The sequence below is a fragment of the Halobacterium litoreum genome (genome assembly GCF_021233415.1).
GTDB lineage: Archaea > Halobacteriota > Halobacteria > Halobacteriales > Halobacteriaceae > Halobacterium > Halobacterium litoreum.
In genome coordinates this window covers 2330418-2353749 of the sequence record NZ_CP089466.1, presented here as the reverse complement: position 1 = coordinate 2353749, position 23332 = coordinate 2330418, and the positions used below count along the sequence as shown (strand labels likewise).

At 69.9% G+C, this 23332-nt stretch carries 28 protein-coding genes; 9 read left to right on the top strand and 19 right to left on the bottom strand.

The window, feature by feature from the left end; all coding sequences use genetic code 11:
• The first annotated feature begins 27 nt into the window (after positions 1 to 27).
• Positions 28 to 390 (top strand): DUF5518 domain-containing protein, encoded by a 363-nt coding sequence (locus tag LT972_RS12920; protein WP_232570794.1) that lies wholly within the window; start codon positions 28 to 30, stop codon positions 388 to 390.
• Here the strand turns inward: LT972_RS12920 and LT972_RS12915 are convergent.
• The 5 genes from LT972_RS12915 to LT972_RS12895 all read right to left on the bottom strand — a co-directional run bounded on the left by LT972_RS12915 (position 387) and on the right by LT972_RS12895 (position 2973).
• Positions 387 to 1154, bottom strand: a complete 768-nt coding sequence (locus LT972_RS12915; protein WP_232570793.1) for an alpha/beta fold hydrolase — start codon at positions 1152 to 1154, stop codon at positions 387 to 389. The two genes, LT972_RS12920 and LT972_RS12915, sit on opposite strands and share 4 nt — an antisense overlap.
• 247 nt (positions 1155 to 1401) lie before the next feature.
• Positions 1402 to 1707: a phosphoribosyl-ATP diphosphatase gene (gene hisE, locus LT972_RS12910; protein ID WP_232570792.1), complete on the bottom strand. Its 306-nt coding sequence runs from the start codon at positions 1705 to 1707 to the stop codon at positions 1402 to 1404.
• Positions 1704 to 2150 (bottom strand): bifunctional nuclease family protein, encoded by a 447-nt coding sequence (locus tag LT972_RS12905; RefSeq protein ID WP_232570791.1) that lies wholly within the window; start codon positions 2148 to 2150, stop codon positions 1704 to 1706. Before LT972_RS12905 ends, hisE begins: the two co-directional genes overlap by 4 nt.
• A 22-nt stretch (positions 2151 to 2172) precedes the next feature.
• On the bottom strand, positions 2173 to 2772 hold the full coding sequence (gene pdxT / locus LT972_RS12900) for a pyridoxal 5'-phosphate synthase glutaminase subunit PdxT (protein WP_232570790.1): 600 nt from the start codon (positions 2770 to 2772) through the stop codon (positions 2173 to 2175).
• Positions 2773 to 2811: 39 nt separating this feature from the next.
• Positions 2812 to 2973, bottom strand: a complete 162-nt coding sequence (locus LT972_RS12895) for a preprotein translocase subunit Sec61beta (RefSeq protein ID WP_232570789.1) — start codon at positions 2971 to 2973, stop codon at positions 2812 to 2814.
• A gap of 113 nt (positions 2974 to 3086) precedes the next feature.
• Here LT972_RS12895 and LT972_RS12890 point away from each other — a divergent pair, with 113 nt between their 5' ends.
• On the top strand, positions 3087 to 3353 hold the full coding sequence (locus LT972_RS12890; RefSeq protein ID WP_232570788.1) for a thioredoxin family protein: 267 nt from the start codon (positions 3087 to 3089) through the stop codon (positions 3351 to 3353).
• 139 nt (positions 3354 to 3492) lie between these two features.
• On the top strand, positions 3493 to 5352 hold the full coding sequence (locus tag LT972_RS12885) for an SLC13 family permease (RefSeq protein WP_390226298.1): 1860 nt from the start codon (positions 3493 to 3495) through the stop codon (positions 5350 to 5352).
• On the opposite strand, the gene LT972_RS12880 is transcribed toward LT972_RS12885, so the two are convergent.
• Positions 5349 to 5693 carry a hypothetical protein gene (locus LT972_RS12880; RefSeq protein WP_232570787.1) on the bottom strand — a complete coding sequence of 115 codons (345 nt, stop codon included), beginning with the start codon at positions 5691 to 5693 and terminating at the stop codon, positions 5349 to 5351. The genes LT972_RS12885 and LT972_RS12880 overlap by 4 nt on opposite strands.
• A gap of 121 nt (positions 5694 to 5814) precedes the next feature.
• On the opposite strand from LT972_RS12880, the gene LT972_RS12875 reads away from it, so the two are divergent.
• Together LT972_RS12875 and thiD are read left to right on the top strand one after the other, a co-directional pair.
• A complete protein-coding gene (locus LT972_RS12875) occupies positions 5815 to 6744 on the top strand; it encodes a sulfide-dependent adenosine diphosphate thiazole synthase (RefSeq protein ID WP_232570786.1) in 930 nt (309 codons plus the stop codon).
• Positions 6744 to 8096: a bifunctional hydroxymethylpyrimidine kinase/phosphomethylpyrimidine kinase gene (gene thiD, locus LT972_RS12870; protein WP_232570785.1), complete on the top strand. Its 1353-nt coding sequence runs from the start codon at positions 6744 to 6746 to the stop codon at positions 8094 to 8096. Before LT972_RS12875 ends, thiD begins: the two co-directional genes overlap by 1 nt.
• Here the strand turns inward: thiD and npdG are convergent.
• The 4 genes from npdG to LT972_RS12850 all read right to left on the bottom strand — a co-directional run bounded on the left by npdG (position 8067) and on the right by LT972_RS12850 (position 10496).
• A complete protein-coding gene (gene npdG / locus LT972_RS12865; RefSeq protein WP_232570784.1) occupies positions 8067 to 8735 on the bottom strand; it encodes an NADPH-dependent F420 reductase in 669 nt (222 codons plus the stop codon). The two genes, thiD and npdG, sit on opposite strands and share 30 nt — an antisense overlap.
• Before the next feature lie 63 nt (positions 8736 to 8798).
• Positions 8799 to 9167, bottom strand: a complete 369-nt coding sequence (locus tag LT972_RS12860; protein ID WP_232570783.1) for a hypothetical protein — start codon at positions 9165 to 9167, stop codon at positions 8799 to 8801.
• The gene (locus LT972_RS12855) at positions 9164 to 10042 is read right to left on the bottom strand and encodes a TIGR01548 family HAD-type hydrolase (protein WP_232570782.1); all 879 of its coding nucleotides are present in this window, start codon (positions 10040 to 10042) and stop codon (positions 9164 to 9166) included. The genes LT972_RS12860 and LT972_RS12855 overlap by 4 nt, the downstream gene beginning before the upstream one ends.
• Before the next feature lie 28 nt (positions 10043 to 10070).
• A complete protein-coding gene (locus LT972_RS12850; RefSeq protein WP_408610817.1) occupies positions 10071 to 10496 on the bottom strand; it encodes a UPF0146 family protein in 426 nt (141 codons plus the stop codon).
• A 3-nt stretch (positions 10497 to 10499) separates the two neighbouring features.
• Here LT972_RS12850 and LT972_RS12845 point away from each other — a divergent pair, with 3 nt between their 5' ends.
• A complete protein-coding gene (locus LT972_RS12845; protein WP_232570780.1) occupies positions 10500 to 11021 on the top strand; it encodes an archaemetzincin family Zn-dependent metalloprotease in 522 nt (173 codons plus the stop codon).
• Positions 11022 to 11253: 232 nt separating this feature from the next.
• On the opposite strand, the gene LT972_RS12840 is transcribed toward LT972_RS12845, so the two are convergent.
• From LT972_RS12840 to LT972_RS12820, 5 genes are all read right to left on the bottom strand, one after another.
• Positions 11254 to 11739, bottom strand: coding sequence for a hypothetical protein (locus LT972_RS12840; RefSeq protein ID WP_232570779.1), 486 nt, complete (start codon positions 11737 to 11739; stop codon positions 11254 to 11256).
• 197 nt (positions 11740 to 11936) lie between these two features.
• Positions 11937 to 13223, bottom strand: a complete 1287-nt coding sequence (hflX, locus tag LT972_RS12835; RefSeq protein WP_232570778.1) for a GTPase HflX — start codon at positions 13221 to 13223, stop codon at positions 11937 to 11939.
• 165 nt (positions 13224 to 13388) lie between these two features.
• Positions 13389 to 14360, bottom strand: a complete 972-nt coding sequence (locus LT972_RS12830) for a hypothetical protein (protein ID WP_232570777.1) — start codon at positions 14358 to 14360, stop codon at positions 13389 to 13391.
• 198 nt (positions 14361 to 14558) lie between these two features.
• The gene (locus LT972_RS12825) at positions 14559 to 16373 is read right to left on the bottom strand and encodes a ribosome biogenesis/translation initiation ATPase RLI (RefSeq protein ID WP_232570776.1); all 1815 of its coding nucleotides are present in this window, start codon (positions 16371 to 16373) and stop codon (positions 14559 to 14561) included.
• 2 nt (positions 16374 to 16375) lie between these two features.
• Entirely contained in the window at positions 16376 to 16675 is a 300-nt protein-coding gene (locus LT972_RS12820; RefSeq protein WP_232570775.1) for an EMC6-like membrane protein, read from the bottom strand.
• 204 nt (positions 16676 to 16879) lie between these two features.
• On the opposite strand from LT972_RS12820, the gene LT972_RS12815 reads away from it, so the two are divergent.
• Positions 16880 to 17743, top strand: a complete 864-nt coding sequence (locus LT972_RS12815) for a DUF4397 domain-containing protein (protein ID WP_232570774.1) — start codon at positions 16880 to 16882, stop codon at positions 17741 to 17743.
• 53 nt (positions 17744 to 17796) lie between these two features.
• On the top strand, positions 17797 to 18069 hold the full coding sequence (locus tag LT972_RS12810; RefSeq protein WP_232570773.1) for a MarR family transcriptional regulator: 273 nt from the start codon (positions 17797 to 17799) through the stop codon (positions 18067 to 18069).
• Here the strand turns inward: LT972_RS12810 and LT972_RS12805 are convergent, their stop codons facing one another.
• Together LT972_RS12805 and LT972_RS12800 are read right to left on the bottom strand one after the other, a co-directional pair.
• A complete protein-coding gene (locus tag LT972_RS12805; protein WP_232570772.1) occupies positions 18070 to 19446 on the bottom strand; it encodes a methyl-accepting chemotaxis protein in 1377 nt (458 codons plus the stop codon).
• 60 nt (positions 19447 to 19506) lie between these two features.
• Complete coding sequence (locus LT972_RS12800; protein WP_232570771.1) at positions 19507 to 21372, bottom strand: PINc/VapC family ATPase; 1866 nt, start codon at positions 21370 to 21372, stop codon at positions 19507 to 19509.
• A 93-nt stretch (positions 21373 to 21465) separates the two neighbouring features.
• Here LT972_RS12800 and LT972_RS12795 point away from each other — a divergent pair, with 93 nt between their 5' ends.
• Positions 21466 to 21864: a DUF7347 domain-containing protein gene (locus LT972_RS12795; protein WP_232570770.1), complete on the top strand. Its 399-nt coding sequence runs from the start codon at positions 21466 to 21468 to the stop codon at positions 21862 to 21864.
• On the opposite strand, the gene LT972_RS12790 is transcribed toward LT972_RS12795, so the two are convergent.
• Together LT972_RS12790 and LT972_RS12785 are read right to left on the bottom strand one after the other, a co-directional pair.
• Positions 21861 to 22562, bottom strand: coding sequence for an archaeal proteasome endopeptidase complex subunit alpha (locus LT972_RS12790; RefSeq protein WP_232570769.1), 702 nt, complete (start codon positions 22560 to 22562; stop codon positions 21861 to 21863). The two genes, LT972_RS12795 and LT972_RS12790, sit on opposite strands and share 4 nt — an antisense overlap.
• Positions 22562 to 23293, bottom strand: a complete 732-nt coding sequence (locus tag LT972_RS12785; protein ID WP_232570768.1) for an Ntn hydrolase family protein — start codon at positions 23291 to 23293, stop codon at positions 22562 to 22564. The genes LT972_RS12790 and LT972_RS12785 overlap by 1 nt, the downstream gene beginning before the upstream one ends.
• Positions 23294 to 23332 lie beyond the last annotated feature (39 nt).

Below are 23332 nucleotides of genomic sequence, written 5' to 3'. Positions count from 1 at the left end.
TTACGCCCGCGTGCCGTCCCCTCGCGTATGGTCAAGTGGCGCGCGGTGTTCGCGGGGTTCGCGGTCCAGTTCGTGCTCGGCGTGTTCGCGTTCGCGATTCCGGGCGTCGGTCACGCGGCCGCCGGCCTGCTCGGCGGCTTCACCGCCGGCTGGCTGGCGAAGGAGGGCGTCTGGGGCGGCGCGGTCAACGGCCTGCTCGCGGGCGCGCTCGGCGGCCTCGTCGTCGCGTCGTTCCTCGTGCTCGCGAGCCTCGTGGTGTCCGCGACCGGCCTCGTGCCCGCCGGCCTGCTCGGCCTCGGCGTCGCCGCGTTCTCCGTCGTCGTCTTCCTCTTGCTCGCCGTCGACTCCGCCATCGCCGGCGCTATCGGCGGGTGGCTCGCGGCGCGCTAACCGAGGAACTGCCGAACCTCGTCTTCGAGGGCCGCGGGCGCGGTTTCGAGGGCGTGGTGGCCGGTGTCCGGGAGCACCGACACGTCCGCGTCCAGTCGCTCGGCGACCGCGTCGACCGCGCGGTGGACGTGGTCGTCGCTGGTCTCGCCGACGAGCACTCGCGCCGGTGCACCCACGTCGGCGTCGAACTCGTCGACGCCGTACTCGACGACCACGTCGTGCTCGCGGACGACGGTGTCCGCGATTGGCGCAATCTGTTCGATGGGCATCCGGTCGACCAGTTCCTGCCCGCCGTACCCGCGGAACAGCAACTCGACGGCGGCCTCGCGGTCGCCCGCGTCGAGCAGGTCCCGCATCCGGGCCGCGCGCTGCACGCCGCCCGGGTGGTCGCCCGCGACGACGGCGGGCTCGTAGACGAGCAGTCCCGAGAGGGCCGCATCTCCGGCCGCCGCGAGTGCGACGAGACCGCCGTAGGAGTGCCCGAACAGGACGGGGTCGCCGGCGTCCGAATCAGCGCGGACCGCATTCAAAACTGCGTGGACGTCCTCAACTTCGCGTTCGAGCGCGTACCCGTCGCCGTCTCCGCTGTCGCCGCGACCGCGCCGGTCCATCGCAACGACGCGGTAGTCGTCGGCGAGGCGGCCCGGAACCGTCCGCCAGCTCGCCTTGCTGCCCGCGATGCCGTGCACGAGCACGAGGGGTTGGCCGTCGCCCCGCGCCTCGTACGCGATTTCCGTGCCGTCGGCCGAGACCACAGACTCCATGACGAACGGAGCAGTCGCCGGGCCGTCGGGAAAGCGATTCGGTTCCGCCGAGGGGCGCGCGCAGAATAGCCGTCGCTCTTCGTCGTTAGAGAGACGGGGTAGGTCGGCCAGCGGAACTGCGCGTGGAAACCACGCGAGTTTGAAAGGCGACTGGCCGACCGTGCCGTCCGATACACGCTACCCGGCGTCGGCGGATAACCCCTCCGGTACTCGGACGCCAACCGACGCGCCAGAAACTCGATTTCGGCTACCGACGGGACTCCAGTTCGTCCAGCAGGGCGTCGGCGTCCACGTCGTTTTGCGCGAGCACGACGAGCATGTGGTAGATGATGTCCGCGCCCTCGTGGGCGAGTTCGGCCTCGTCGCCGTCCTTCGCGGCGAGCAGGAACTCCGTGGCCTCCTCGCCGAGCTTTTCGAGGGCGGCGTTCTCGCCCTTCTCGTGGGTGAACAGGCTCGCCGTGTAGGAGTCCGCGGGGAGCCGTTCTTTCCGGTCCTCGATGACCGCGAACAGTTCGCGGAGCACGTCGTCCGCGCTCGCCTCGGCGTCGCTCATCCCTCCATCACCTCGCGGATGTCCCGCAGTTCGTCGAACGTCCCGGGGGCGCGCCGGCCGTCCTCGAAGACGTCCTCGGCCACCTCGACGGGCGCGTCCGTTCGCGCGGCCAGCGCCAGCGAGTCGCTCGGGCGCGCATCCACGACCTCCTCGCCGCGAGGCGTCTGGACGTGGAGGTCGGCGTAGTAGGTTCCCTCTTCGACGCGGGAGACGACGACGCGCTCGACGCGCCCGCCGAGTTCCTCCACGAGGTCCAGCGTCAGGTCGTGGGTGAGCGGGCGCCCGATGTCCGTCGCGTCGAGGCCGCGCGCGATGCTCGACGCCTCGTCGAACCCGACGAAGATGGGGAGGACGTCGTCCTCGCCGTCGACGCCGAGGATGACCACGGGGACTGGGCCGTCCGGCGTCCCGGCGACGCGGACCGCATCGATGTGCGCGTTCACGTTCGTACCACGACGGGAACGGTCAAAAGACTGCCTCCTCCCGCGCGAAGAAGGCGAGGTCGTGGATTCGCGGGTCGTCCGTGAGTTCCGGGTGAAAGGACGTGCCGACCACGGGACCGTCCCGCACCGCGACCGGGCGGCCGTCCCACTCGGCGAGCACCTCCACGTCGTCGCCGACGCCGTCGATGAGCGGCGCGCGGATGAACACCGCGGGGAACGGGTCGTCGAGTCCGGTCACGTCCAGGGGCGCCTCGAAGGAGTCGACCTGCCGACCGAACGCGTTCCGGTCGACGGTCACGTCCAGTACGTCGAGGGTGTCGACGCGCTCGTCGTTCGCGTCCGTCGAGGAGACGATGAGGCCCGCACACGTCGCCAGCACGGGCTTGCCGGCGGCGACGTGGTCGCGAATCTCGTCGTCGATGCCCTCCCGGGCGAGCAGTCGAGAGATGGCGGTGGACTCGCCGCCGGGCAACAGGAGGATGTCGCAGTCGGGGACGATGCCCGACTTCCGAATCTCGACGACCTCCGCGTCCTCGCCGTGGGACGCGGCGGCGCGCCGGATGGCGTCCGCGTGCTCGGAGACGTCGCCCTGTACGGCGACGACGCCGGCCTTGACAGTCATGACTGCGAGTACGCGGCGGGCGCGAAAAAGCCTCTCGCTCTACACGAAGAACTGGAGCAACAGGATGGCGACGCCGAAGAACGCGCCCGTCGCGACGACGGAGCGCGGGTCGATTTGCATCGCGTTGGGGTCCTCGGAGTCGAAGTAGCGAACGAGCCCCGCGCTGGACATCAGCCCGCCGGAGTTCTGACCACTGCTCATGTACGCTCCCTGACGCCGCGACGGCCTAAACCTTTCGAGTCACCCCGACTCGCGGCAAGCACCCACCCGTGAGAAACCCTTAAGCGCGGGGCGCGGCAAGCCTCGATAGACCGATGACCGTCACCCTCAAAGACTTCTACGCGGACTGGTGTGGCCCCTGCAAGACGCAGGACCCCATCCTCGAAGAGCTCGAGGAAGACTGGGACAGCGTCACGTTCGAGAAGATCGACGTCGACGAAGCCGAGGACGTCGCCAACGAGTACCAGGTGCGTTCCATTCCGACCATCGTCGTGGAGAACGACGACGGCGTCGTGGAGCGATTCGTCGGCGTCACCCAGCGCGAACAGCTCGAGGACGCGCTCGAAGAAGCGGGCGCGTAGTCGGTCACGCCGATTCTCCGCGGTTCAGTTCGCTCGCCAGCGGCGCCGCCGGCGTCGCCCGAAGCGTCCCGTCGCCGTCCGCGTGCGCCGGTCGCTGCCTTCCGGTAGCCTCATTTGACGAGCGTTCGTCCGCGGTGGTATGTTCTCGCTACCGCTCGCCGCGTCGGGCGGGACGCCCCCGGTGACCACGGAGATGCTCGTGGTGTTCGCCGTCGTGCTCGGGTCGCTGGTGTTGTTCGTCACCGAGTGGCTCCCCATCGACGTGACCGCCATCCTCGTGATGGTGGTGTTGGTGGTGCTTGGGGACTGGACGAACGTCTCCACGGCGGAGGGCATCTCGGGGTTCTCGAACAAGGCGACCGTCGCGGTGCTCGCGATGCTCATCCTGAGTACGGGGGTGAGCCGGACCGGCCTCGTCCAGATTCTCGGCCGGAAGATGGCCGACTTCGCGGGGACGAGTCGGCGCCGCCAACTCGCGGCGACCATCGGCTCGGCGGGCCCCGTCTCGGGGTTTATCAACAACACGCCCGTCGTCGCTATCCTCGTGCCCGTGGTCTCTGACCTCGCGCACAAGGGGAAGACGAGTCCGTCGAAACTCCTGATTCCGCTGTCGTTCGCGTCGATGCTCGGCGGCATGCTGACGCTCATCGGGACGTCCACGAACCTGCTCGCGAGCGAGACGGCGGCCCGCCTCGGCGAGGCCGAGGGCATCGAGAGCCTGCACGCGTTCTCGATGTTCGAGTTCACGCAACTCGGCGTCGTCGTGCTCGTCGTCGGGTCGCTGTACCTGTTCACCGTCGCGCCGCGCCTGCTTCCCGAGCGCGTGCCCGCGGCCGACGACTACCTCGCGGAGTACGAGATGGAGGACTACCTCACCGAGGTGGTCGTCCGGGAGTCCTCGCCCATCGTCGGGAAGACGGTCACGCAGGCCATCGACGAGCGCCGGTTCGACGCGGACATCCTCCAGATTGTGCGGGGCGACGACCGGTTCATCGAACCCATCGGGCAGAAGGTCATCCAGGCCGGCGACGTGCTCACCGTCCGCACCGACCGCGACACGCTCGCGTCCATTGCGGCCGTGGACGACCTCTCGCTGGCGGGAACGCCCGAGTCCGAATCCGAACTCGAACCGACCACCCAGGAGGAGCAGACGCTCGTCGAGGTCGTCATCCAGTCGGGGTCGTCGCTCGTCGGCGAGACGCTGAAGTCGACGGGGTTCCGGAGCCGCTACGACGCGAACGTGCTGGCGTTCCGGTCGCGCGGGGAGACGCTCCGGAGCCGGCTGGACGACGTGGAGATGCGCGTCGGGGACACCCTGCTCGTGCAGGCGCCCGAGGACAGCATCGACCGTCTGTCGACGAATCCGGACTTCATCGTCGCGCACGAACCCGACGAGCCGAACTACCGAACCGAAAAGATTCCGTACGCAGTCGCCATCATCGTCGGCGTCGTGCTCGCCGCGACGGTCACGCCGCTGCACATCGTCACGACGGCGCTCGGCGGCGTCGTCGCGATGGTGGGCACCGGCGTCCTCCACCCGAGCGAGGTGTACGACTCCGTCGACTGGAACGTCATCTTCCTGCTGGCGGGCGTGATTCCGCTCGGCATCGCGCTCGAACAGACGGGTGCGGCCGCCCTGCTCGGGTCGCTAGTCGCGGCCACGGCGACGATGCTCCCCGCGATAGCGGTGCTGTGGGTGTTCTACGTGTTCACCGGGCTCATCACGGGCGTCATCAGCAACAACGCGAGCGTCGTGTTGATGATTCCGGTGGCCGTCGAGGCCGCCGTCGACATCGGCGCGAATCCCTTCGCGTTCGTGCTCGCGGTGACGTTCGCGGCGTCGACGGCGTTCATGACGCCGGTCGGCTACCAGACGAACCTCTTCGTGTACGGGCCGGGCGGCTACAAGTTCGGGGACTACTTCCGGGTCGGGATGCCCCTCCAACTCCTGCTGTCGGTGGTGACGGTCGCCGGCATCGCCGTGTTCTGGGGCGTCTAAACCGGCTTCTTCTCGACGCGCCACTCGCCGGCGTCGGCGTCGAAGACGAACATCCGGGAGCCCTTGTCCGACTGGAGCGCGAGCCGCGTCTCCCCGATTTCGAAGCGCGTGAGCATCTTCAGTTCGAGTTCCTCGCGCACCGTCTCGAAGCGCAGCATGTGCCGGCCGTTGGCCTCGTAGACGCCGACGCCGGTCATCATCTGCGTGTCCGAGGATTCGAACTCGCAGCGCAGTCGCTCGTCGGTTCGCTCCGCCATCGTGCCGCCGTTCCGGGTCGCCCACGATTCGAACTCGTCGGCGAACCCGTCGGCGACGCCGTCGCCGTCCCAGACCGCGTCCATACCCCTACGAGAGAGCGGGCTGATTTAGCAGTTGGGGGTTCAGCGAGGCGGGTTCGCGCACGACCGACGCAGGGGACCGTCCATCCAAACGCTTAATTACTCGGTTGTATCACCTAGTAGTATGCCGTTCGACTCGTTCGCCGACGCAGACGAAGCGCAGGTCACCCGCGCAATCGCCCGCCAGTGGACCGAGGAGTTCGTCGACGACACCGAGACCGACGTGATAATCGTCGGCGGCGGCCCCTCCGGCCTGATGGCCGCCAAGGAACTCGCCGACCGCGACGTGGACGTCACCGTCGTCGAGAAGAACAACTACCTCGGCGGCGGCTTCTGGCTCGGCGGCTTCCTGATGAACAAACTCACCGTCCGCGCGCCCGCCGACGACGTACTCGACGACCTCGGCGTCCCCTACGAGTACGACGACGAGACCGAGGGGCTCGCGGTCGCGGACGGCCCGCACGCCTGCTCGTCACTCATCAAAGCGGCCTGCGACGCCGGCGCGCGCATCCAGAACATGACCGAGTTCACGGACGTGGTCGTGCGCGACGACCACGAGGTCGCGGGCATCGTGATGAACTGGACGCCCGTCCACGCGCTCCCCCGCGAACTCACCTGCGTCGACCCCATCGCCGTCGAGGCCGACCTCGTCGTCGACGCGACGGGCCACGACGCCGTCGTCGTCTCCAAGCTCCAGGAGCGCGGCGTCGTCGACGCCGCCGGCATCGAGCACGCCGAGGAGCACAACACCGGGATGGACAAGACCGAGGACGGTGAGTACGGGGCGCCCGGCCACGACTCGCCCGGCCACGACTCGATGTGGGTCGCGGACAGCGAGGACAAGGTCGTCGAACACACCGGAAAAGTCCACGACGGCCTCATCGCCGCCGGCCTCGCCACCGCGACCACGCACGGCCTCACGCGGATGGGGCCGACGTTCGGCGCGATGCTCCTCTCCGGGAAGGCCGCCGCGAACGCCGCCATCGAGGAACTCGGCGTCGACGCTCCCTCGGTCGACCTCCCGAGTCGCGCGTCCCCCGCGGCCGACGACTGATGCCCGCCGACGCCCCGACGCCGCCGGTCGCGCTCACCGTCGCCGGGTCCGACAGCGGCGGCGGCGCGGGCGCGCAGGCCGACCTCAAGACCTTCGAGGCCTGCGGCGCGTTCGGCGCCTCGGCTGTCACCGCCGTCACCGCGCAGAACACCCGAGGCGTCGCGGCGAGCGACGTCCTCTCCCCAGACATCGTCCGCGCGCAGTGTGACGCCGTCGTCTCGGACTTCGACGTGGCCGCCGCGAAGACCGGGATGCTCGGGGACGCCGACGTGGTCGAAACCGTCGCCGATGCGCTCCGCGACGCCGCCTTCCCCGTGGTCGTCGACCCGGTGGTCGTCGCGCAGTCCGGCGACCGCCTGCTCACCGAGCGCGGCGTCGACACCGTCCGCGAGGCTCTGCTCCCCGCCGCGACGCTCGCCACGCCGAACGTCCCGGAGGCCGAACTGCTCGCTGGCGTCGAAATCACTCACGAAGGAGACCTCCGGGAGGCCGCCGAAGCCGTCGCCGACCTCGGGCCGGACGCGGTCTTGCTCACCGGCGGCCACCTCGACGGCGACCCCGTCGACGTGTTCGTCGGCGACGCCGCGCGAGCGTTCACCCGCGAGCGCGTCCACACGAGCGACACCCACGGCTCCGGGTGTACGCTGTCGGCCGCAATCGTCGCCCGCCTCGCGCACGGCGACGCGCTCTCGGATGCGGTCGAACGCGGCGTCGAGGGCGTCGCGGCCGCCATCGCTTCGGAGCGCTCGGTCGGCACCGGCGACGGTCCGGTCGACCACCGCGCCGTCGGCGACGCCCGCACCGACACCGCGGACGCAATCACCGCCGTCCGCGACGTGGTCGCCGCGCTCGAAGCCGACTGGCCGCCCGGTTTGGTTCCGGAAGTCGGCACGAACGTCGCCGTCGCACCCGCCGGCGCTCGCTCGCCCGCGGACGTGGTGGCGGTCGACGGCCGCCTGCACGCCACGTCTCGCGGCGTCCGGGCGACGGGGAGCATCGCGCCGGGCGCGTCCAGTCACGTCGCGCGCTTCCTGCTCGGCGTGCGCGAGACCGACCCCGGCGTCGCCGCGGCCGCGAACGTCCGGTACGGCGAGGCGCGGGCGAGCGCGCTCCGCGAGCGCTGGGACGCCGAAACCGTGGACCGCGCCGACGAACCCGCGGACGCCGACGGCACGATGGACTGGACCGCCCGCGACGCGATGCGCGGCCGGGAGCGCGCGCCGGACGCGGTGCTCGACGAGGGCGCCGTCGGGAAGGAACCGATGATTCGCGTGCTCGCTCGTGACGCCGGTGCGCTCCGCGAGAAACTGGCTACCGTCGCGTCACTCGAAGCGGACGCCGACGTCGTGTAGACCGTCGTTGTGGATGGCGAGGTTGATGAGCAGCGGCGTCAGCGACTCCACCTCCGCCGCGTTCGCGAGCGGCCCGGCGTCCAGCGCGCGCAGGCCCTCGATGCCCGCCGCGAGGTCCTTCACGTTCTCCTTCGCGTCGCCGTCGTCCCCGACGACGAGCGTGTCGAGGTCGAGTTCCACGTCGAGGTTCGCGAGGCGGTCGGCCGCGAGGTTCTGGAACGCCCCGACCACGGGCACGTCCTCGGGCGCGGCCTCCGCGACCAACTGGGTCACGCTCCCCGCGCTCGGGGGGTTGTACCGGAAGCCGCCCTCGCCCTTCTGCATCCCCACGGCGGGCGACACCAAAAGCGAGTCCTCGTCGAGGCGGTCGGCGATTTCCTCGGTGAGGTCGGCGACGTGATACGGCGGCACCGCCAGCACCACCACGTCCGCGCGGTCGGCCGCCATCTCGTTGACGAAGCCCGTGACCTTCTTCTCGACGCCGCGGCTGTCGAGTTCGGTCTCGTACTCCTCGGCCTTCGCGCGGGCCTTCTCCGGGTCGCGGGAACCGATGACGACCTCGTGGTCCGTGTGGTACGCCCACCGCAGGGCGAGTCCCTCGCCGATGTCGCCGGTCCCGCCGAGTAACGCGATTCGCATACCCTGTCAGTCTCCCGGCACCCGAATAAGGATTGCGCGGCAGGTAGGCGTGGCCGGTTCCGGTCAGGCGCCCGCGGTGCGCTCCGCGCCGAAGCGCTTGCGCGCCGCGGCCGCCGCGAGGTAGACGCCGCCGACGAACGCGACGAGCGACAGGAGGCCGGCGAAGTCGAAGGGAACCAGCGACGCGGCTTCGACGGCCGCGCCGCCGACCACCGCCGCCGCGACGACGAACACGGCGAACCCGGACCCGTCGCTCCCGCCGGGCGCGCGCACCGCGACCCAGACGCACGCGGGCAACGCCGCCGCCGCGACGACCGGCAGGAACACCACCTGCGTTATCGGGTCCGGCGGCGCCGCCATCCCCGCACCGGCGAACCCCAGAATCACGGCGGCGACCGTCGTCCACCGTCGGCCCGCCGACGCGTCGCTCACCGTTCCCCCGCGAGCAGGTCGGGCAGGTCGTTTACGATGTCGAGAACGTGGTCGGCGCCCGCCTCGCGGTACTTCCGCCGGCCCGCTGCGCCCGTGAGACCGCCCGTGAGCACGCCGACAGCGTGGTACTCGCGTTGAGGGTCGGCCTCCCGCGCGTTCAGCGCCGTTTCGATGTCGTCCAGCGTGTCCCCGACGAACACCACCGAGTCGGCGTGCGTGCGCTCGGCGAGCGCCACCAGCGCGCGCGGGTTCGGCTTCCCCTCCTCCCAGTCGTCCATCGTAAACCGGCGCTCGTCGGGGACGTCGAGGCCGACGCGGTCTAACGCGATGTCCGCCTCGTCGCTCGGGCGCCCGGTCAGCACGCAGACCGGCCAGTCCGCCGTGAGCGCCTCGACGGTCGCCGGCGAAATCAACACGTCCTCGTCGTGGATGAACCCCTCTACGTCCAGCTCCGGCGTCTCGCCCTCCAGTTGTTCGTAGAGGTCGGTGCCGAGGTAGAGCTGCTGGAACACGTCCCGCAGGCGCTCGGGGTCCCACTCCTCGCGCACCCGGCGCACCGCCTCGGAGTCGAGACTCGACTCCACGACCGCTTCGGCGCCCGCCAGCCCGCCGCCGTGGGCCGCGACGGCGTTCGTGAACTCCGCGACGCTCCCGACGCCGCCGTCCTCGCGGCGAGCCAGTATCCAGAGCGCCGCCGCGTCGGTCAGCGTCCAGTCGTTGTTGAACCCCCCGGCGTCCTTGAACTGCTGGACGGCGGCCTTCTCGATGGTCTCCCCGTACACGTGCTCGATGGACTCCACGATGGCGCGACGGTAGGAGTCGGCCACGTCCACCAGCACGCCGTCGATGTCGAGGACGACGGCGTCTACGTCCATGCCCCGACGCAGGCGCGCCGGAGAGAAGTCAGTTACGCGTCTCCGCGACGAACACCGTCCCCGTCGCGACGGTCACGCGCGCCACCGGAACCGCGGGCTGGTCGCCGCCCAGCGTCGTGAACAGGCAGTCCGCGCCCGCGCGCTCGGCCACGTCGCGGAGCGGCCGGTGGAGTTCCGGCGGACAGTTCAGCGCGTACACCGCGTCCGCGCCCTCGTACACCGCGGCGTCGGGGTCGGTCACGTCGTCCACGACGAACCCCACGCCCTCGGGCACCTCGCGCTCGTACACGTCGGTCGCCGTCACCGAACACCCGCGCTCCGTGAGGTCGCGGGCTACCCCCGTGCGCCGACCCACGCCCACCTCCACGAGCTCGTCGTACTCGGCCAACACGTCCGCGACGTTGGGCGGTTTCACCACGCCGGGATGTTTATGCTTCGCGGCGTTTAACGTCATCCCATGCGGGTAGATATCGTCCCCGTCGGCGACGTGCCCGCGCACGTCAAACGCGAGGCCTCGTCCAGCCTCCGGTCCGTCTACGACTGCGAAGTCGTCGTCGAGGCCGAACAGGACGTACCGACGGAGGCGTACGACGACGCGCGCAGCCAGTACCGCGCCGCCGAGTTCATCGACGTCGCGACGCGCGTCGGCTCCGGCGACAAGACCCTCGCCATCACCCCCGAAGACCTCTACTACCGCCGCCGCAACTACGTCTTCGGCCTCGCCTACCTCGACGGCCGCGGCTGCGTCGTCTCCACCTACCGACTCCAGACCTCCTCCGACGGCGGCTTCTCCGAACGCCCCGCCAGCGACGTCTTCGACGACCGCGTCCGGAAGGAAGTCGTCCACGAACTCGGCCACACCCTCGGCCTCGAACACTGCGACAACAACCGCTGTGCGATGAACTTCTCCCCCACGGTCCGCGAAGTCGACCGCAAAGAACAGTTCCTCTGTGGCAGCTGCGAACGGACGGTTTTCTAGAACCCACTTTTTGCGCTGCACGAGGCGCGGCGACGCCGCGCCTCGTGCAGCGCAAAAACTTGGGGAAAAAGCCTCGGTCACCCCCATTCGGGGGTTCCGTCGGCCTCCGCTCACTGCGTTCGCGGAGTGAACCGCTCGCGCGTTCCGAGGCGGCTTCGCCGCCTCGTGGCGCTCGCGGATGCTCGTCGACGGGAGTCGAACGAGCGACCACCTACGACCTCAAACTCGCTGCCTACACGCTCCCGGACGCGTCGGTGATACTGCCGTCTTCGGCGCGTTCGACGGTGAACGAGAGCGTGACGTCGCTGACGTCCTTCTCGAATCGGTACGAGCCGGGTCCGGGGCACGGGGCGGACGAGGACGCGAGGACGCTGAACTTCGTCGATACGCGCTCTCCGGGTGCCAGCGACTGTTGGAAACCGATGGACTCCACCGCCACGTTCGCGCCGAGTTCCCAACAGCCGTCGCGTGACCCGGGAATCAGGCTGTCGCCGTCCACCGGAAACACGTGCTCCCGGTCGTCGGGGACGAGCGCGAGCGCCCCGTCGGTCGAACTGTACTGCGTGAACGGGAACGTTGCGCCGCCGGAGACGCTGACTCCGTGGTCGGCGACGTTCGCGAGTTCGACGCCCACCCGAGGCGGACTGCCTTCCGGAGACTCGTCCAGAACGCGCGCGTCGAACGCGAAGTCCTCGGCGGTCGGCGACTCGTACGTCACTCGTTCCGTCGTGGTCGTCGTGCCCTCCGTGGTTGTCTCGCTCGTGGCGGTTCTCGCTTCGGTGGTACTGACTCCGTCTCGACCGTCTCCGAGGCAGCCGGCCACCAGTACGGCGCAAGCGCTGGCCACGCCACCGAGCACCTCCCGTCTCTCCATTAGTGAAACACGAAACGGGGCGAATGAAGTGTTTTGTGGGGCTACTCGCCGAAGTCTGCGGTGCGCCCCTCGGCTTTCGCGACGACCTCGGGTCGCCCCTCGAACGCGAACGAGATGGCGTCGCCGTACTCGATTTCGCGGACGGTGCCGTGGTCGTGACACCACGAGACGAAGGCGTTGCCGGCGTCCGAGTTCGGGACCGTGAGTTCGACGCGCTCGCGCTCGGGGAGCGCGTCGCCGAGGCGGTCCCGGAGCGCGTCGACGCCAGCGCCCTCGGTGGCGCTCGTGACGACGGGGTCGCCCGCGAGGTCAGCGACGACCCCCCGTTTCGAGTCGAGCGCGCCCGCCTCGTCGCGCTTGTTCAGGACGGGGACGAGCGTGCCGTCGCGGTCGTCCAATTCCGCCAGACTCGTCTCGACCTTCGCGCGAATCGCCTCCGGGTCGTCGGTCGCGTCGATTACGAGCAGAACGGCGTCGGCTTCGCGGGCGGCGGCGAGCGTCGTCCGGAACGAGGAGACGAGCCAGTGCGGCAGGTCGTCGACGAACCCCACCGTGTCCGTGAGGAGCACGCGGTGGTCGTCGACGGTCGCCCGGCGCGTCGTCGTGTCCAGCGTCTCGAACAGGCGGTCGCGGGACGCCGCCGTGTCGTCCAAGTCGTCGTGCTGGACGGCGTTCTCCTCGACCGAGAGGTCGTCCGCGAGGCGGCGCAGGAGCGTCGACTTCCCGGCGTTCGTGTAGCCCGCGAGCGCCACCAAATCGAAGCCGGACTCGCGGCGCGCGTCCCGCAGGTCGCCGTCGGCGTCGTCCAACTGGTCGAGTTCGTCCCGCAGGTGCTTGATGCGTTGCTTGTAGTCGGCGCGCATCTGGGCGGCCTGTGGCTCCTCGCCGCCGCTCTTGAACCCGCGGCGGCCCGAACTCTCGCCCCGCCGGGCTTTCGCCTCGGCGCGCGGGAGTTCGTACTTGAGTTCGGCGAGGCGGACTTCGAGGCGGGCGCGCTTCGTCTCGGCGCGCTCCGCGAAGATGTCGAGGACGAGGCGCGTCCGGTCGATTACGTCGGCACTCACGGCTTCTTCGAGGTGGAACGCGCGACCGGGGTCGAGTTCGTCGTCGACGACGAGCACGTCCACGTCCTCCCGTTCGACGCGCTCGGTCATCTCGGCGACCGCGCCCTCGCCGAAGTCGTAGGTCGGGTCGCGGGGCCGGACCTGCGTGCGCTCGCCGACCACGTCGAGGCCGGCCGACTCGCAGAGCGCGCGAATCTCGGTCGTGTCTACTGGTCGGTCTGTGCTGCGTTTCGCTACGAGTGCTGTGTTGCCGCGTCGTGACATGCGTGCGTGGGTGAGGGAGTCGAACGTCGATGCACGTCGTGACGCCCACGCGGCGAGGAGGAGCCGGCTCGCGCCGACCCGCCGGGCGGACGCCCGGCTAGAAGTCGAGGACCGTCATGTGACCGAACCGACAGCGGCGACCGGAAAAACGTTACCGGTGGTGTGTCACTCGATGCCGAGGAGCGGGACGGCGGTCAGCGCCCACGCGACGGACACCGGCGGCCCGGTCGTGGAGTTACCGGGCGTCTCGTTCGTCGGCGGGCCGCCAGTCGTCACGGGCGCCGAACCGAGCGACGCGTCGTTCTCGGTGTCGGTCTCAGTCTCGTTCTCCACCTCGTCCACCACGTCGCTCACGGTCGCGTTCTCGGGGAGGTCGTCCATCGAGACGTCCTGCAGGTCCGCCACGGAGACGTTCTCCGGCAGGTCGCCGACCGAGACGCCGTCCGGCAGGTCGACGTCGCTGTCTCCCTCGTCGTCGGTCTCGTTCGCATCGTTCTCACCGAACGGCGGTCCCTCACCGTCGCCCTCGAACGGCGGCCCGCCCATCTCGCGCGCTATCTCGGATATCTCCGGGCCGGAGAGGTTCCCCGCGGCCGCCCGGAGTCGCTGTAGCGACTCGGCGCTCACGCCCTGGGCCGCCAGCGCTTCCGCCGGGAGTTCGGTGGACTCCTCGGTCGTCCGGTTCAACAGATTGTTCGCGGTCGACAGTTCGGCCGCCACGCTCGCCATCTCGGCGCGGAACCGAGCCTGCGAGATGGAGCCGTTCTGCTTGGCCTCGATCAGCGCCTGCTTCCGGTCGCGGAGCTCGGAGAGGCGCTCTTCGAGGTCGCCGCTCTGGTTCGCGAGCACCGCCGCCTTCGAGGCGTTCGACTTCGCCGCCGCCATCTGCAGGCCGAACGACCGGGACGCCAGGTCGCCCTCGACCTCGGCGCCCTGCACGCTCACCACCGCGGCGAGTTGGGCGCCGGGCGCCGTCCCGTTCGTCTCGTTCGCCGTCTCGTTGTCCTGTGCGGCGACCGACGCCACGCCGCCCGACGCGGCGTCACCGGCCGCGGCGTGGCTGCCGACCGCGCCGACCGACAGCGGAACGCCGGCGGCGACGACCAGCACCGCCACGAACAGAGCAGTCCGTCTCATGCTGTCCGGTCGTTGGCGTCTCCACCCCTTATACCCGCAGGACCGTGCGCGCGACTTACTGCAAATTAACCCCGATTAACCCGACTTAACGGTTCGAAATCGCTACACGGCGACGAGCCGGTGGGCCTGACCGGCTCTCGCCCGTCGACCCGGAATGCGCGCGGCGAGCGCGCGAAAACAGGACCGCGAGCCGACGGTTCAGTTCGTGTAGTAGTACTCGCCGTCGCGTTTCTGTTGTTTGTCGAGTTGGCTGTCGGGCTTGTTGATGCGCGGGCGCCCGAGGTTCTCGTCGCGGCGGAAGGTAACGTCGAGGTTCGCGAGGAACTCGTTCATGCCCGAGCGCATCTCCTGTGGCGTGGACGCGTGACCCTGTTCGGCGGGTTCGCCGTCGAACACCATCAGGCGGTCCGCGAGCAGGTCTATCATGTAGATGTCGTGGTCGATGACCATCACGGTGGTCTCGCGGTTCTCCGCGAACCGCCGGATGGCGCGCGTCGCGAGGACGCGCTGTTCCACGTCGAGGTGGGCCGAGGGCTCGTCGAGCAGGTAGAGGTCGGCGTCCTTCGAGAGCGTCGCGGCGATGGCGACGCGCTGGCGCTCCCCGCCGGAGAGGTCCGTGAGGTTCTGCTCCATGATGCGGTCGAGTTGGAGCGGGTCGCCGATTTCGGTCTTCCAGTAACTCGACCCGAAGTCGTCCGTAATCGAGGAGAGGAACGCGTCGACGCGCATGTGCTGGTCGGCCTCGACGTACTGGGGCTTGTACGCGATGTCCATCCCCAAGTCGAGGTCGACGCCGTCGGCCTCGATGTCGCCCGCGAGCAGTTTCGCGAACGTCGACTTCCCGATGCCGTTCGGCCCGACGACGCCCAGCACCTCGTTGCGGTGGACGTCGCCGCCGTCCACGGACAGCGAGAACTCGCCCTCGCCGTAGGACTTGGCCATGTCGGGGTAGGAGACGAGCGTCTCCTCGCGGCTCGCCGGCCGGGGCGCGTGCTCCTCGAACTCGATGGCTTCCGGCCGGATGCGCATGTTCTCGTTGTCGAGGTAGCCGCGGAGGTACTCGTTGATGCCGTTGCGCACGCTCTTCGGCGGCGTGACGACGCCGTACACCGAGGGTTCACCGTACGCGACGTGAATGGAGTCCGCGAGCAGGTCGAGGACCGCGAGGTCGTGTTCCACGACGAGCACGGCCTTGTCCTCCTCCTCGGCGAGTTCGCGGACGATGCGCGCCGCGGTGACGCGCTGGCCGATGTCGAGGTACGGCGTGAGTTCGTCCACGAAGTAGAAGTCCGCGTCCCGCGCCAAGGTGGCGGCGAGCGCGACGCGCTGGAGTTCGCCGCCGGACAGCGAGTCGATGGACTGGTCGATGACCGGCCGAATCGAGAGGCGGTCCACGAGGTCGTCGAGGACGCCGCGCTCGTCCGTGCGTTCGAGCAGTTCCCGCGTCGTGCCGTCGAACTGGTCGGGAATCTGGTCGACGTACTGGGGCTTGCGCGCGACGTTCACGTCGCCGTCCCGGACCGCCGCGAGGTAGTCCTGGAGTTCCGTCCCGCGGTACTCGTCGATGACCTCCTCCCAGTCGGGCGCGTCGTCGTGGCGCCCGAGGTTCGGCGTGATTTCGCCCGCGAGAATCTTCACCGCGGTCGACTTACCGATGCCGTTCGGCCCGAGCAGGCCCGTCACCTTCCCGGACTCGGGCACCGGCAGGCCGTACAGCGAGAACGCGTTCTCGCCGTAGCGGTGGGTGGGTTCGTCCTCCAACTCCTGGGGGAGGTTGATGATTTCGATGGCGTCGAAGGGGCACTTCTCGACGCAAATCCCGCAGGTCTCCCCGAGGCAAATCTCCTCGCTGATGCGCACTTGGTCGGGGTCGCCGTCCTCGGCGTCCTCGCCGCGGAGCGTGATGCACTCCTTGCCCGTTCGGTTCGGCGGGCAGTAGTTCGAGCACTCGTAGTTGCAGCGGTCGGGCTGACACCTGTCGAGGTCGACGACCGCGATGCTGTCCTCCGCCATCGTTACAGGCTGACGCCTTCGCTCAGGAGCACGCCCCACGTCACGAACCAGAGCGCGAACGTCATGAACAGGACGTAGAAGTGGTCTTTCATCCCGAACTCGGTCACGTCGACGCCGAACAGCCGCATCGCGGCGAGTTCGACGAGCACCACGCCGAACATCACGAGCAGGCCGGTTCTGCTCGACGGATTGGACACCGCGACCTCCGAGGCGAAGGCCGCAGCGACGCCGCCGAGCGTGGCGATGGTGGTCACCTTCAGGCTCCGCCGGTGGGAGGCCTTCCGGTCCACGGTCTCTGTCATACCGGGTTCTCCGGTAGCCGCGCTCAAAAGGTGTTCGCTTGCCGTACGAGGCACGCGACGCTCGCGTTGCTCTCGGGCCACGTACGTCGACCGTACTCGGAGACAACGCGGGCTTACGCGTTCGTAGGACGTGTATAGCAAAGCACGCGTCGTCCTTTCTCCGGTCTCATGGGAACGCCACCCAGTGCGAACAGACGGCGCGTCGTGCAACTCTCCGGAACAGCGCTCGCAGTCGCGCTCGCCGGTTGCGCGGGCAACGGCGGCGGGGACGCCGACACGACCACCGAGACGACCGACGGGGCGGGAACGACGGAGACCACGACGACCGCCGATGGAACCACCGAGACGACCGACGGGACGACGACGTCCGCGGGCGACGGCGGCTACCTGCGCGCGGTCCACGCGTCCCCGAACGCGCCGGACGTGGACGTCTACGTCGACGACCAGCTCGCGTTCGAGGGGGCGCCGTTCGGCGGCGTGACGCCGTACGCGTCACTGTCGCCGGGCGACCACGACGTGCGCATCACGGCCGCGGGCGACGAGAGCACCGTCGTCTTCGACCAGACCGTCCCGGTCGCCGAGGGGTTCCAGTCCGCCGTCGCGTACGGCGAACTCCAGACCGGCGGCGGGACGACCACGGCGGACGGGACGACGACCGCGAACGGCACCACCACCGAGCAGATGGACGGGGACACGGCGTTCACCGTCGGCCTGCTCGAAGACCAGTCCGAGGCGCCGGGCGCCGACGAGTCCGTGGTGCGGTTGTTCCACGCGTCGCCGGACGCGCCCGCGGTGGACGTGACCGTCGAGTCCAGCGGGTCGGCGCTGTTCGACGGCGTGGCGTTCGGTGAGTCGTCGTCCTACGAGACGGTGCCCGCGGGGTCGTACACGCTGGAGGTGCGCCCAGACACGGAGGACAACTCCGGGGACGTGGTGACCACCTTCGACGTGACCGTGGAGGGCGGCACCGCGTACACGGCGTTCGCGGTCGGCTACCTCGCCGACCAGGAGCCCGGATTCGACCTCGTGACCGCGGTTGACGGCCGGACTGGGGAGTCCGAGTCGTGACGCCGTGGGAAGACCTCCCGCAGTTTTAAGCGCGTGGAGTGTTTCGAATCGTAATGATGGCTGGAGACGACAGTGTGCTGGAGGACCTCCCGCCGAGCGCGAAGCTCGTCTTCAAGGTACTCGAGTACGACGGCCCCCTGACCCAGAAGCGAATCGTCGAGGAGACCATGCTCTCTGCGCGCACCGTCCGGTACGCGCTCGAACGACTGGAGGACCGCGGCGTCGTCGACGAGGACATCTACTTCGCCGACGCCCGGCAGAGCCTCTACCAGCTCACCTGCGAGAAAGACGACGCCGGCGCCGAGGCCGACGCCGAAGCAGCGTAACTACTCCTCGCCGAGTTCGTACGCCTCGAACTCTCGTGCGACCTGTTTGACCGTCTCGTCGAGTTCTCCGACCGTCTCGGTCTGTTCGGTCGTCGCCGCCGCGATGTCGCTGACGCGCCCGGACACGTCGCGGGTGCGGTCGGCCAACCGCTCGATGTCGCCTTCGAGACTGCGCGTGCGGTCGGCCTGCTCGGTGACGGCGTCCGCGACCGACGCCACGTCGGCGGTCGCCGCGCGCACGTCGTCGGCGATGGCCGCCTGCGTCGATTCGAGGTCGCGCGCCTCGTCGGTCGCCGCGCCGAGTCGGTCGTCCAACTGCTCGACGCCCGCCACCGTCTCGTCGATGGTGTCCCGGGTCGCCGCCACCTCCTCGGTGACCTTCTCGGCTTCCTCCTGTGCCCGGGTCGCCAGTTCCTTGACCTCGTCGGCGACCACCTCGAAGCCGTCGTTCCCGCCGGCGCTCGCGCGCGCCGCCTCGATGTTCGCGTTCAACGCGAGCAGATTCGTCTGCGTCGCCACCTCCTCGATGGTCTCGGTGACCCGCGTGATGGCGTCCGCGCGCTCGTCCAACTCCTCGGCGCGCTCCCGCACGTCGGCCGCCACGTCTGCCGCCGACTCGACGGACCCGACGACCGCCGTCACCGACGCCTCCGCGTCGTCCATCGCGTCCTCGATGTCGTCGCCGCGGGCGTCCACCGCGCGAGCGGTCTCGGCCGCCGCCTCACTCTCCTCGCAGACCGTCCCGAACTCGCGGCGAATCGACGCCACCTCGTCGGCCTGCTCGTCGGTCGTCGCCTCGATGGCCGCCGCGTTCTCGGCCGTCTCGGCCAGCGCGTCCCGCAGGGACTCCGTCGCCGTCGCCACCTCCTCGGTGACCCGGTCCTGCAACTCCGAGAGCGCGCGGTTCTTCTCCACGATTTCGGTGACCTCGGTGTTCACCTGGAACGCTCCGACCACGTCGCCGTCCGGCCCCTCGACGGGGAACGCCGCGCCGCGGACGTGCCACGACTCGCCGGTCGGCGTCTCCCCGGAGCGAATCTGGTCCTCGACGACCGTCTCGCCGGTGCGCGCGACGCGCTCGGAGAGCACCTCGTCCTCGCCCTCGGTGCCGACCACGTCGTAGGCCGTCTGCCCGACGGCCTCCTCAGCGGGGACCTGTACGAGGTCCGCGAGGCCGGGATTCCAGTGCGTCACGACGCCGCCGTCGTCGACCACGCCGACGGGGTGCGGGAACGACTCGACGGCCGACTCGAAGAGGTGTTTGTAGAAGTCGCGTTGCCGCCGCAGCGTCTCGGCGTCGTCCGGTTCGCCCGCGATGTCCTCGGGAAGCAGGCGGTCGGTCGCCGTCGCCGACCCCCTCCCCGTCGTCGTACTCATGTCCGGCGTGTCGTCGGACCAGCGACATTAAACCTCGGTCCGGCGGCGGGGCGGTGCCGGCTACTCGTTGGGAACGACCGACACCATGCGCTCGGCGTCGATGGCGCGCTCCAGTTCCTCCGCGATGGCCGACCCGCGCGAGACCTTGATGTCGCCGCCGCGCCCGACCGTCGCCGTGAACAGATACTCGCCGTCCGCCTGCACCTCCACCGTCTCTCCGGAGCGGTCGCCGGACAGCGGGAGGATGATGTGCCGGCTCGTGATTTCCGGCGTCACGATTTGGCCGGACTCCTCGGCGCCGTCGCCGGTGCCACTCGCACCCTGCGTGCCCGCGGGCTGGCCCGGGCGCTCGTCGAGCGTGCGCACGTCGATGTTGATGCCGAGTCGGTTCTCGATGTCCGCGATGCGCCCGCCGCCCTTCCCGATGACGTGACTGATGTCGTCGTCGGAGACGTAGACGACTGCCTCGTTCGGCCCGCGGATGTCGACTTCCACGGGGCCGCGCGTGGCGGCCTGAATCTCTCGCTCGACCTCCTGTTTCGCGAGGCGGTCGACCCCCGAGTCCGTGCTCCCGTCGTTCTCGTCGAGGGGCACGGTGACGACCTGGCGGTTGAACGTGTAAATCTCGTAGGCCGGCGTGCCGGTCGAGAAGTCCCGAACCTGAATGACGGGCCGGGCGAGGTCTTCTTCCATCAGGCCCTCGGGCACCTTCACCTCGGTCGTCACGTCGTAGACGGTCTCCACGTCGCCCTCCTCGATGTAGACGACGGTGTCCACGATCTGCGGAATCATGCCGAGTTCGACCCGGCCGACGAGGCGCTGGAGCGCGTCGATGGGCCGGGTGGCGTGGACGACGCCGACCATCCCGACGCCCGCGAGGCGCATGTCCGCGAACACCTCGAAGTCGTCGGTCTTCCGCACCTCGTCGTAGATGGTGTAGTCCGGGCGCACCATCAGCAGACTGTCGGCGGTCTTCGACATTTCGCCGCCGAGTTCCGTGTACTGCGTGACGTTCTCGTCCAACTGCAGGTCGCGGGGTTTCTCCATCGTCTTCACGACGTTCCCGGCGTCCGAGAGGAACTCCGCGACGGCCTGCGCGAACGTCGACTTCCCGGCGCCCGGCGCGCCCGCGATGAGCACGCCGCGGTCGCGCTCCAGCAGGCGGTCCCGGAGTTCGTCGGCGTGCTCGTAGTCGTCCATCGTCGTCTTCACGATGGGCCGCACCGCCGTAATCTCGATCTGCTCCGAGAACGGCGGCTCGGAGATGGCGATGCGCATGTCACGGACCTGCGCGATGGTCATCCCCTCCTCGGAGAGTTCCACGAACGCGTCGTCCGCGCGCTTCGCCGTCGAAATAATCTCGCCCGCGTACTCCTTGACCGTCTCCACGTCCAGTTCCTCGTCGCCGATTGGCTGGTACTCGACTTCGCCGACCTCGCCGCGCTTCGCCATCGCCACCATCCCCGGCTTCAGGTGGACGGACATCGTCAGGTCGTCGAAGTACTCCTCGATGGCGAGTTCGCCGAGTTCGTGTTCGAGCGGTTCGAGGAACTCCACCTCGATGCCCTTCCCCTTCGCCACCTCGGCCTGCACGATGTCGCTCGTGACGAACACCGCGTCGTACTCCGCCGCCACGTCCCGGATGATGGCGTCGATGGCGCCCGCCGACGCGCGCTTGATGTCGTCCTCGTCGGCGCGCTCCCCGACGTAGTGAACCTCCACGCGCCCGTCGTCCGCCAACTCCACGAGTCGCTGGAGTTCTTCGAGGGCGTCCCAGCCGGTCTGCCGCCCGCTGTTCGCCTGTGCTTCGACCTCGCCGACCACGGCCTCGGGGACGTATATCGTGGCCCCCTCGTACTCGCCGTCCTCGACGCGCTGCGAGATGCGGCCGTCGACGACGACGCTCGTGTCAGGAACGACGTTCATGTTGACTGCTGGTAGTCGCGGCGCATTGATAAGGGTGTATACGCGTTGCCGCGGCCCCGTCGCTTAAGCCACCGACGCTCCACCTCCGGCGTGATGCCCGAGTCGAACCCCTCCCGCGTCGGTCCGGGCGACGCCCTCGACGCGACCCCGGGCCGCGAGGTCGACGCCCAGACGTGGGTCGCCGAGGCCGCCGAAGACGGTGCGCCAGCGGCCAGCGACGCCTTCCAGACGCTCGCCAGCGACGTGCGCCTCGCGGTGCTCGTCCACCTCCTGCGGGCCGAACGCGACGGCGCGTCGCCGACGTTCTCGGACCTCCAGTCGGCGGTCGGGTCCGACAGCTCCGCGCGGTTCGCGTACCACCTCCGGCAACTCGACGGCCACTTCGTCCGGAAAGCGGGCGACGGCTACGAACTGACGCGCGCCGGCCGCCGCGCCGCCGAGGCCGTGCTCGCCGGCACGTTCACGTCGAACGACTCGCGTCGGGCGAGTTAACTCCCGCGCACCGCCCGCAGTCGCTGTTCCTCGACGCGCTCGTGGCCGTCGTCGGTCACGAGCGTCGCGTCCACGTCGGCGACCGAGAGGTCGTCTACCGCCGCGTCGAGGCCGGCGAGCGCGAGCGCCAGCGCGCCGTCGGCGCTCAGTTCTTCTTCGTAGTCGTCCTCGAATTGCTCGCGGGCGACGCTCGCGTTCCGACCGACGGCGTCGGCGCGCCACTCGCGGGTCGCGCCCGACGGGTCGATTTCCACGAGGCCGGGCGCGCCGTCGTGACCCGCGACGAGCAAGGCCGTGCCGTACGGGCGCGCGCCGCCGGTCTGCGTGTACTCCTGGAGGTGGTCGGCGACGACCGTTCCGAGTTCGGCGACGGGCGCGCGCTCGCCGTACCGGACGCGCTCCTGCTGGGCACGCTGGCGAGCCAAATCCACCAGTTGGCGGGTGTCGGCGGCGTGGCCCGCGCCCGCCACCGCGACGTGGCCGTCCACCGTGGCGACCTTCTCGGCGTCCCCATCGACGGCGAGTGCGGAGCGCTCGGCCGCGTGAGCCGCGAGCACGACGCTGTCCTCGCCTCTGACGCCGACCACGGGCGCGCCCTGTTTGACCGCTTCGCGGGCGTACTCGACCTGGTAGAGCCGGCCGTCCGGCGAGAAGATGGTCGTCCCGCGGTCGTACGCCCGCTGGTCGGTGCCCTGCATCAGGCCACCTCCGAGGCCGCGTCGTAGTCGTCGAGTTCGACGCCCTCGCTGGTGACGGTGGCGACGGTGACGCCGTCGCCGCTGGCGGTGTCGCGCTCGCTCGCGCTCCCGACGGCGCGCGCCGCGACGCTGCGGGCCGCGTCCACGGCGAGGCCGGGTTCGTACTCGCGTTCGAGGACGCCGTACGCGAGTTGCATCCCGCTCCCGCCGGCGGCGTAGTCGTCGGTGAGGACGCCGCCGCCGCCGTCGAGCGTGACGACCTGCGGGCCGTCCTCGTCCACACCGCCGAGCAGGGGGGAGACCGCGAGCGGCGACGACCCGAGGATGCCGCCCGCGAGCGTCGAGAGCGCGTCGAGGCTCGGCGGGTCGCCGCGCCGGTCCTCGTAGAGGCGCGCCTCGGAGCGCAGGACGCGCACGAACTGCTGGATGTGGCCGACGGTGCCCGAGAGCGCGGCGGCCGCGGTCGGGTGGACGGCTTCGACCTTCTGGGTGTCCTTGTTCGTGACGAACCGACCGCCGCTGACGCTCGCGCGCTTGTCCGCGGCGAGCACGGCGGCGTCCTCGGTGGTGACGCCGACGACGGTCGTCCCCGTCTCGGCGACCTGTCCGTCGGCGTCGCCCGTATCGACGAGGCTCGGGTCGCGCTCGTGGAGCGGTCGGCGGTCGCCGCGGGCCGGTTCCGCGGTGGGCGATTCGGGGGTGCGGTCGGTCGCTTGCGGTGTCTGTCTCACGTCTCGTCGGAGGCGCCCCGCGCGGAAAAGTATAATCTA

Bases quoted from the DNA above. Each gene is read 5' to 3' on its own strand.
- LT972_RS12805 (WP_232570772.1), bottom strand. From the start codon at position 19,446: ATGAGTACGACGACGGGGAGGGGGTCGGCGACGGCGACCGACCGCCTG.
- LT972_RS12850 (WP_408610817.1), bottom strand. From the start codon at position 10,496: ATGACGTTAAACGCCGCGAAGCATAAACATCCCGGCGTGGTGAAACCG.
- LT972_RS12790 (WP_232570769.1), bottom strand. From the start codon at position 22,562: ATGCAGGGCACCGACCAGCGGGCGTACGACCGCGGGACGACCATCTTC.
- hflX (WP_232570778.1), bottom strand. From the start codon at position 13,223: ATGTCACGACGCGGCAACACAGCACTCGTAGCGAAACGCAGCACAGAC.
- pdxT (WP_232570790.1), bottom strand. From the start codon at position 2,772: ATGACTGTCAAGGCCGGCGTCGTCGCCGTACAGGGCGACGTCTCCGAG.
- LT972_RS12895 (WP_232570789.1), bottom strand. From the start codon at position 2,973: ATGAGCAGTGGTCAGAACTCCGGCGGGCTGATGTCCAGCGCGGGGCTC.
- LT972_RS12915 (WP_232570793.1), bottom strand. From the start codon at position 1,154: ATGGAGTCTGTGGTCTCGGCCGACGGCACGGAAATCGCGTACGAGGCG.
- LT972_RS12810 (WP_232570773.1), top strand. From the start codon at position 17,797: ATGATGGCTGGAGACGACAGTGTGCTGGAGGACCTCCCGCCGAGCGCG.
- LT972_RS12800 (WP_232570771.1), bottom strand. From the start codon at position 21,372: ATGAACGTCGTTCCTGACACGAGCGTCGTCGTCGACGGCCGCATCTCG.
- npdG (WP_232570784.1), bottom strand. From the start codon at position 8,735: ATGCGAATCGCGTTACTCGGCGGGACCGGCGACATCGGCGAGGGACTC.
- LT972_RS12820 (WP_232570775.1), bottom strand. From the start codon at position 16,675: ATGACAGAGACCGTGGACCGGAAGGCCTCCCACCGGCGGAGCCTGAAG.
- LT972_RS12855 (WP_232570782.1), bottom strand. From the start codon at position 10,042: ATGGACGTAGACGCCGTCGTCCTCGACATCGACGGCGTGCTGGTGGAC.
- LT972_RS12885 (WP_390226298.1), top strand. From the start codon at position 3,493: ATGTTCTCGCTACCGCTCGCCGCGTCGGGCGGGACGCCCCCGGTGACC.
- LT972_RS12920 (WP_232570794.1), top strand. From the start codon at position 28: ATGGTCAAGTGGCGCGCGGTGTTCGCGGGGTTCGCGGTCCAGTTCGTG.
- LT972_RS12875 (WP_232570786.1), top strand. From the start codon at position 5,815: ATGCCGTTCGACTCGTTCGCCGACGCAGACGAAGCGCAGGTCACCCGC.
- LT972_RS12795 (WP_232570770.1), top strand. From the start codon at position 21,466: ATGCCCGAGTCGAACCCCTCCCGCGTCGGTCCGGGCGACGCCCTCGAC.
- thiD (WP_232570785.1), top strand. From the start codon at position 6,744: ATGCCCGCCGACGCCCCGACGCCGCCGGTCGCGCTCACCGTCGCCGGG.
- LT972_RS12845 (WP_232570780.1), top strand. From the start codon at position 10,500: ATGCGGGTAGATATCGTCCCCGTCGGCGACGTGCCCGCGCACGTCAAA.
- LT972_RS12825 (WP_232570776.1), bottom strand. From the start codon at position 16,373: ATGGCGGAGGACAGCATCGCGGTCGTCGACCTCGACAGGTGTCAGCCC.
- LT972_RS12880 (WP_232570787.1), bottom strand. From the start codon at position 5,693: ATGGACGCGGTCTGGGACGGCGACGGCGTCGCCGACGGGTTCGCCGAC.
- LT972_RS12890 (WP_232570788.1), top strand. From the start codon at position 3,087: ATGACCGTCACCCTCAAAGACTTCTACGCGGACTGGTGTGGCCCCTGC.
- LT972_RS12830 (WP_232570777.1), bottom strand. From the start codon at position 14,360: ATGAGACGGACTGCTCTGTTCGTGGCGGTGCTGGTCGTCGCCGCCGGC.
- hisE (WP_232570792.1), bottom strand. From the start codon at position 1,707: ATGAGCGACGCCGAGGCGAGCGCGGACGACGTGCTCCGCGAACTGTTC.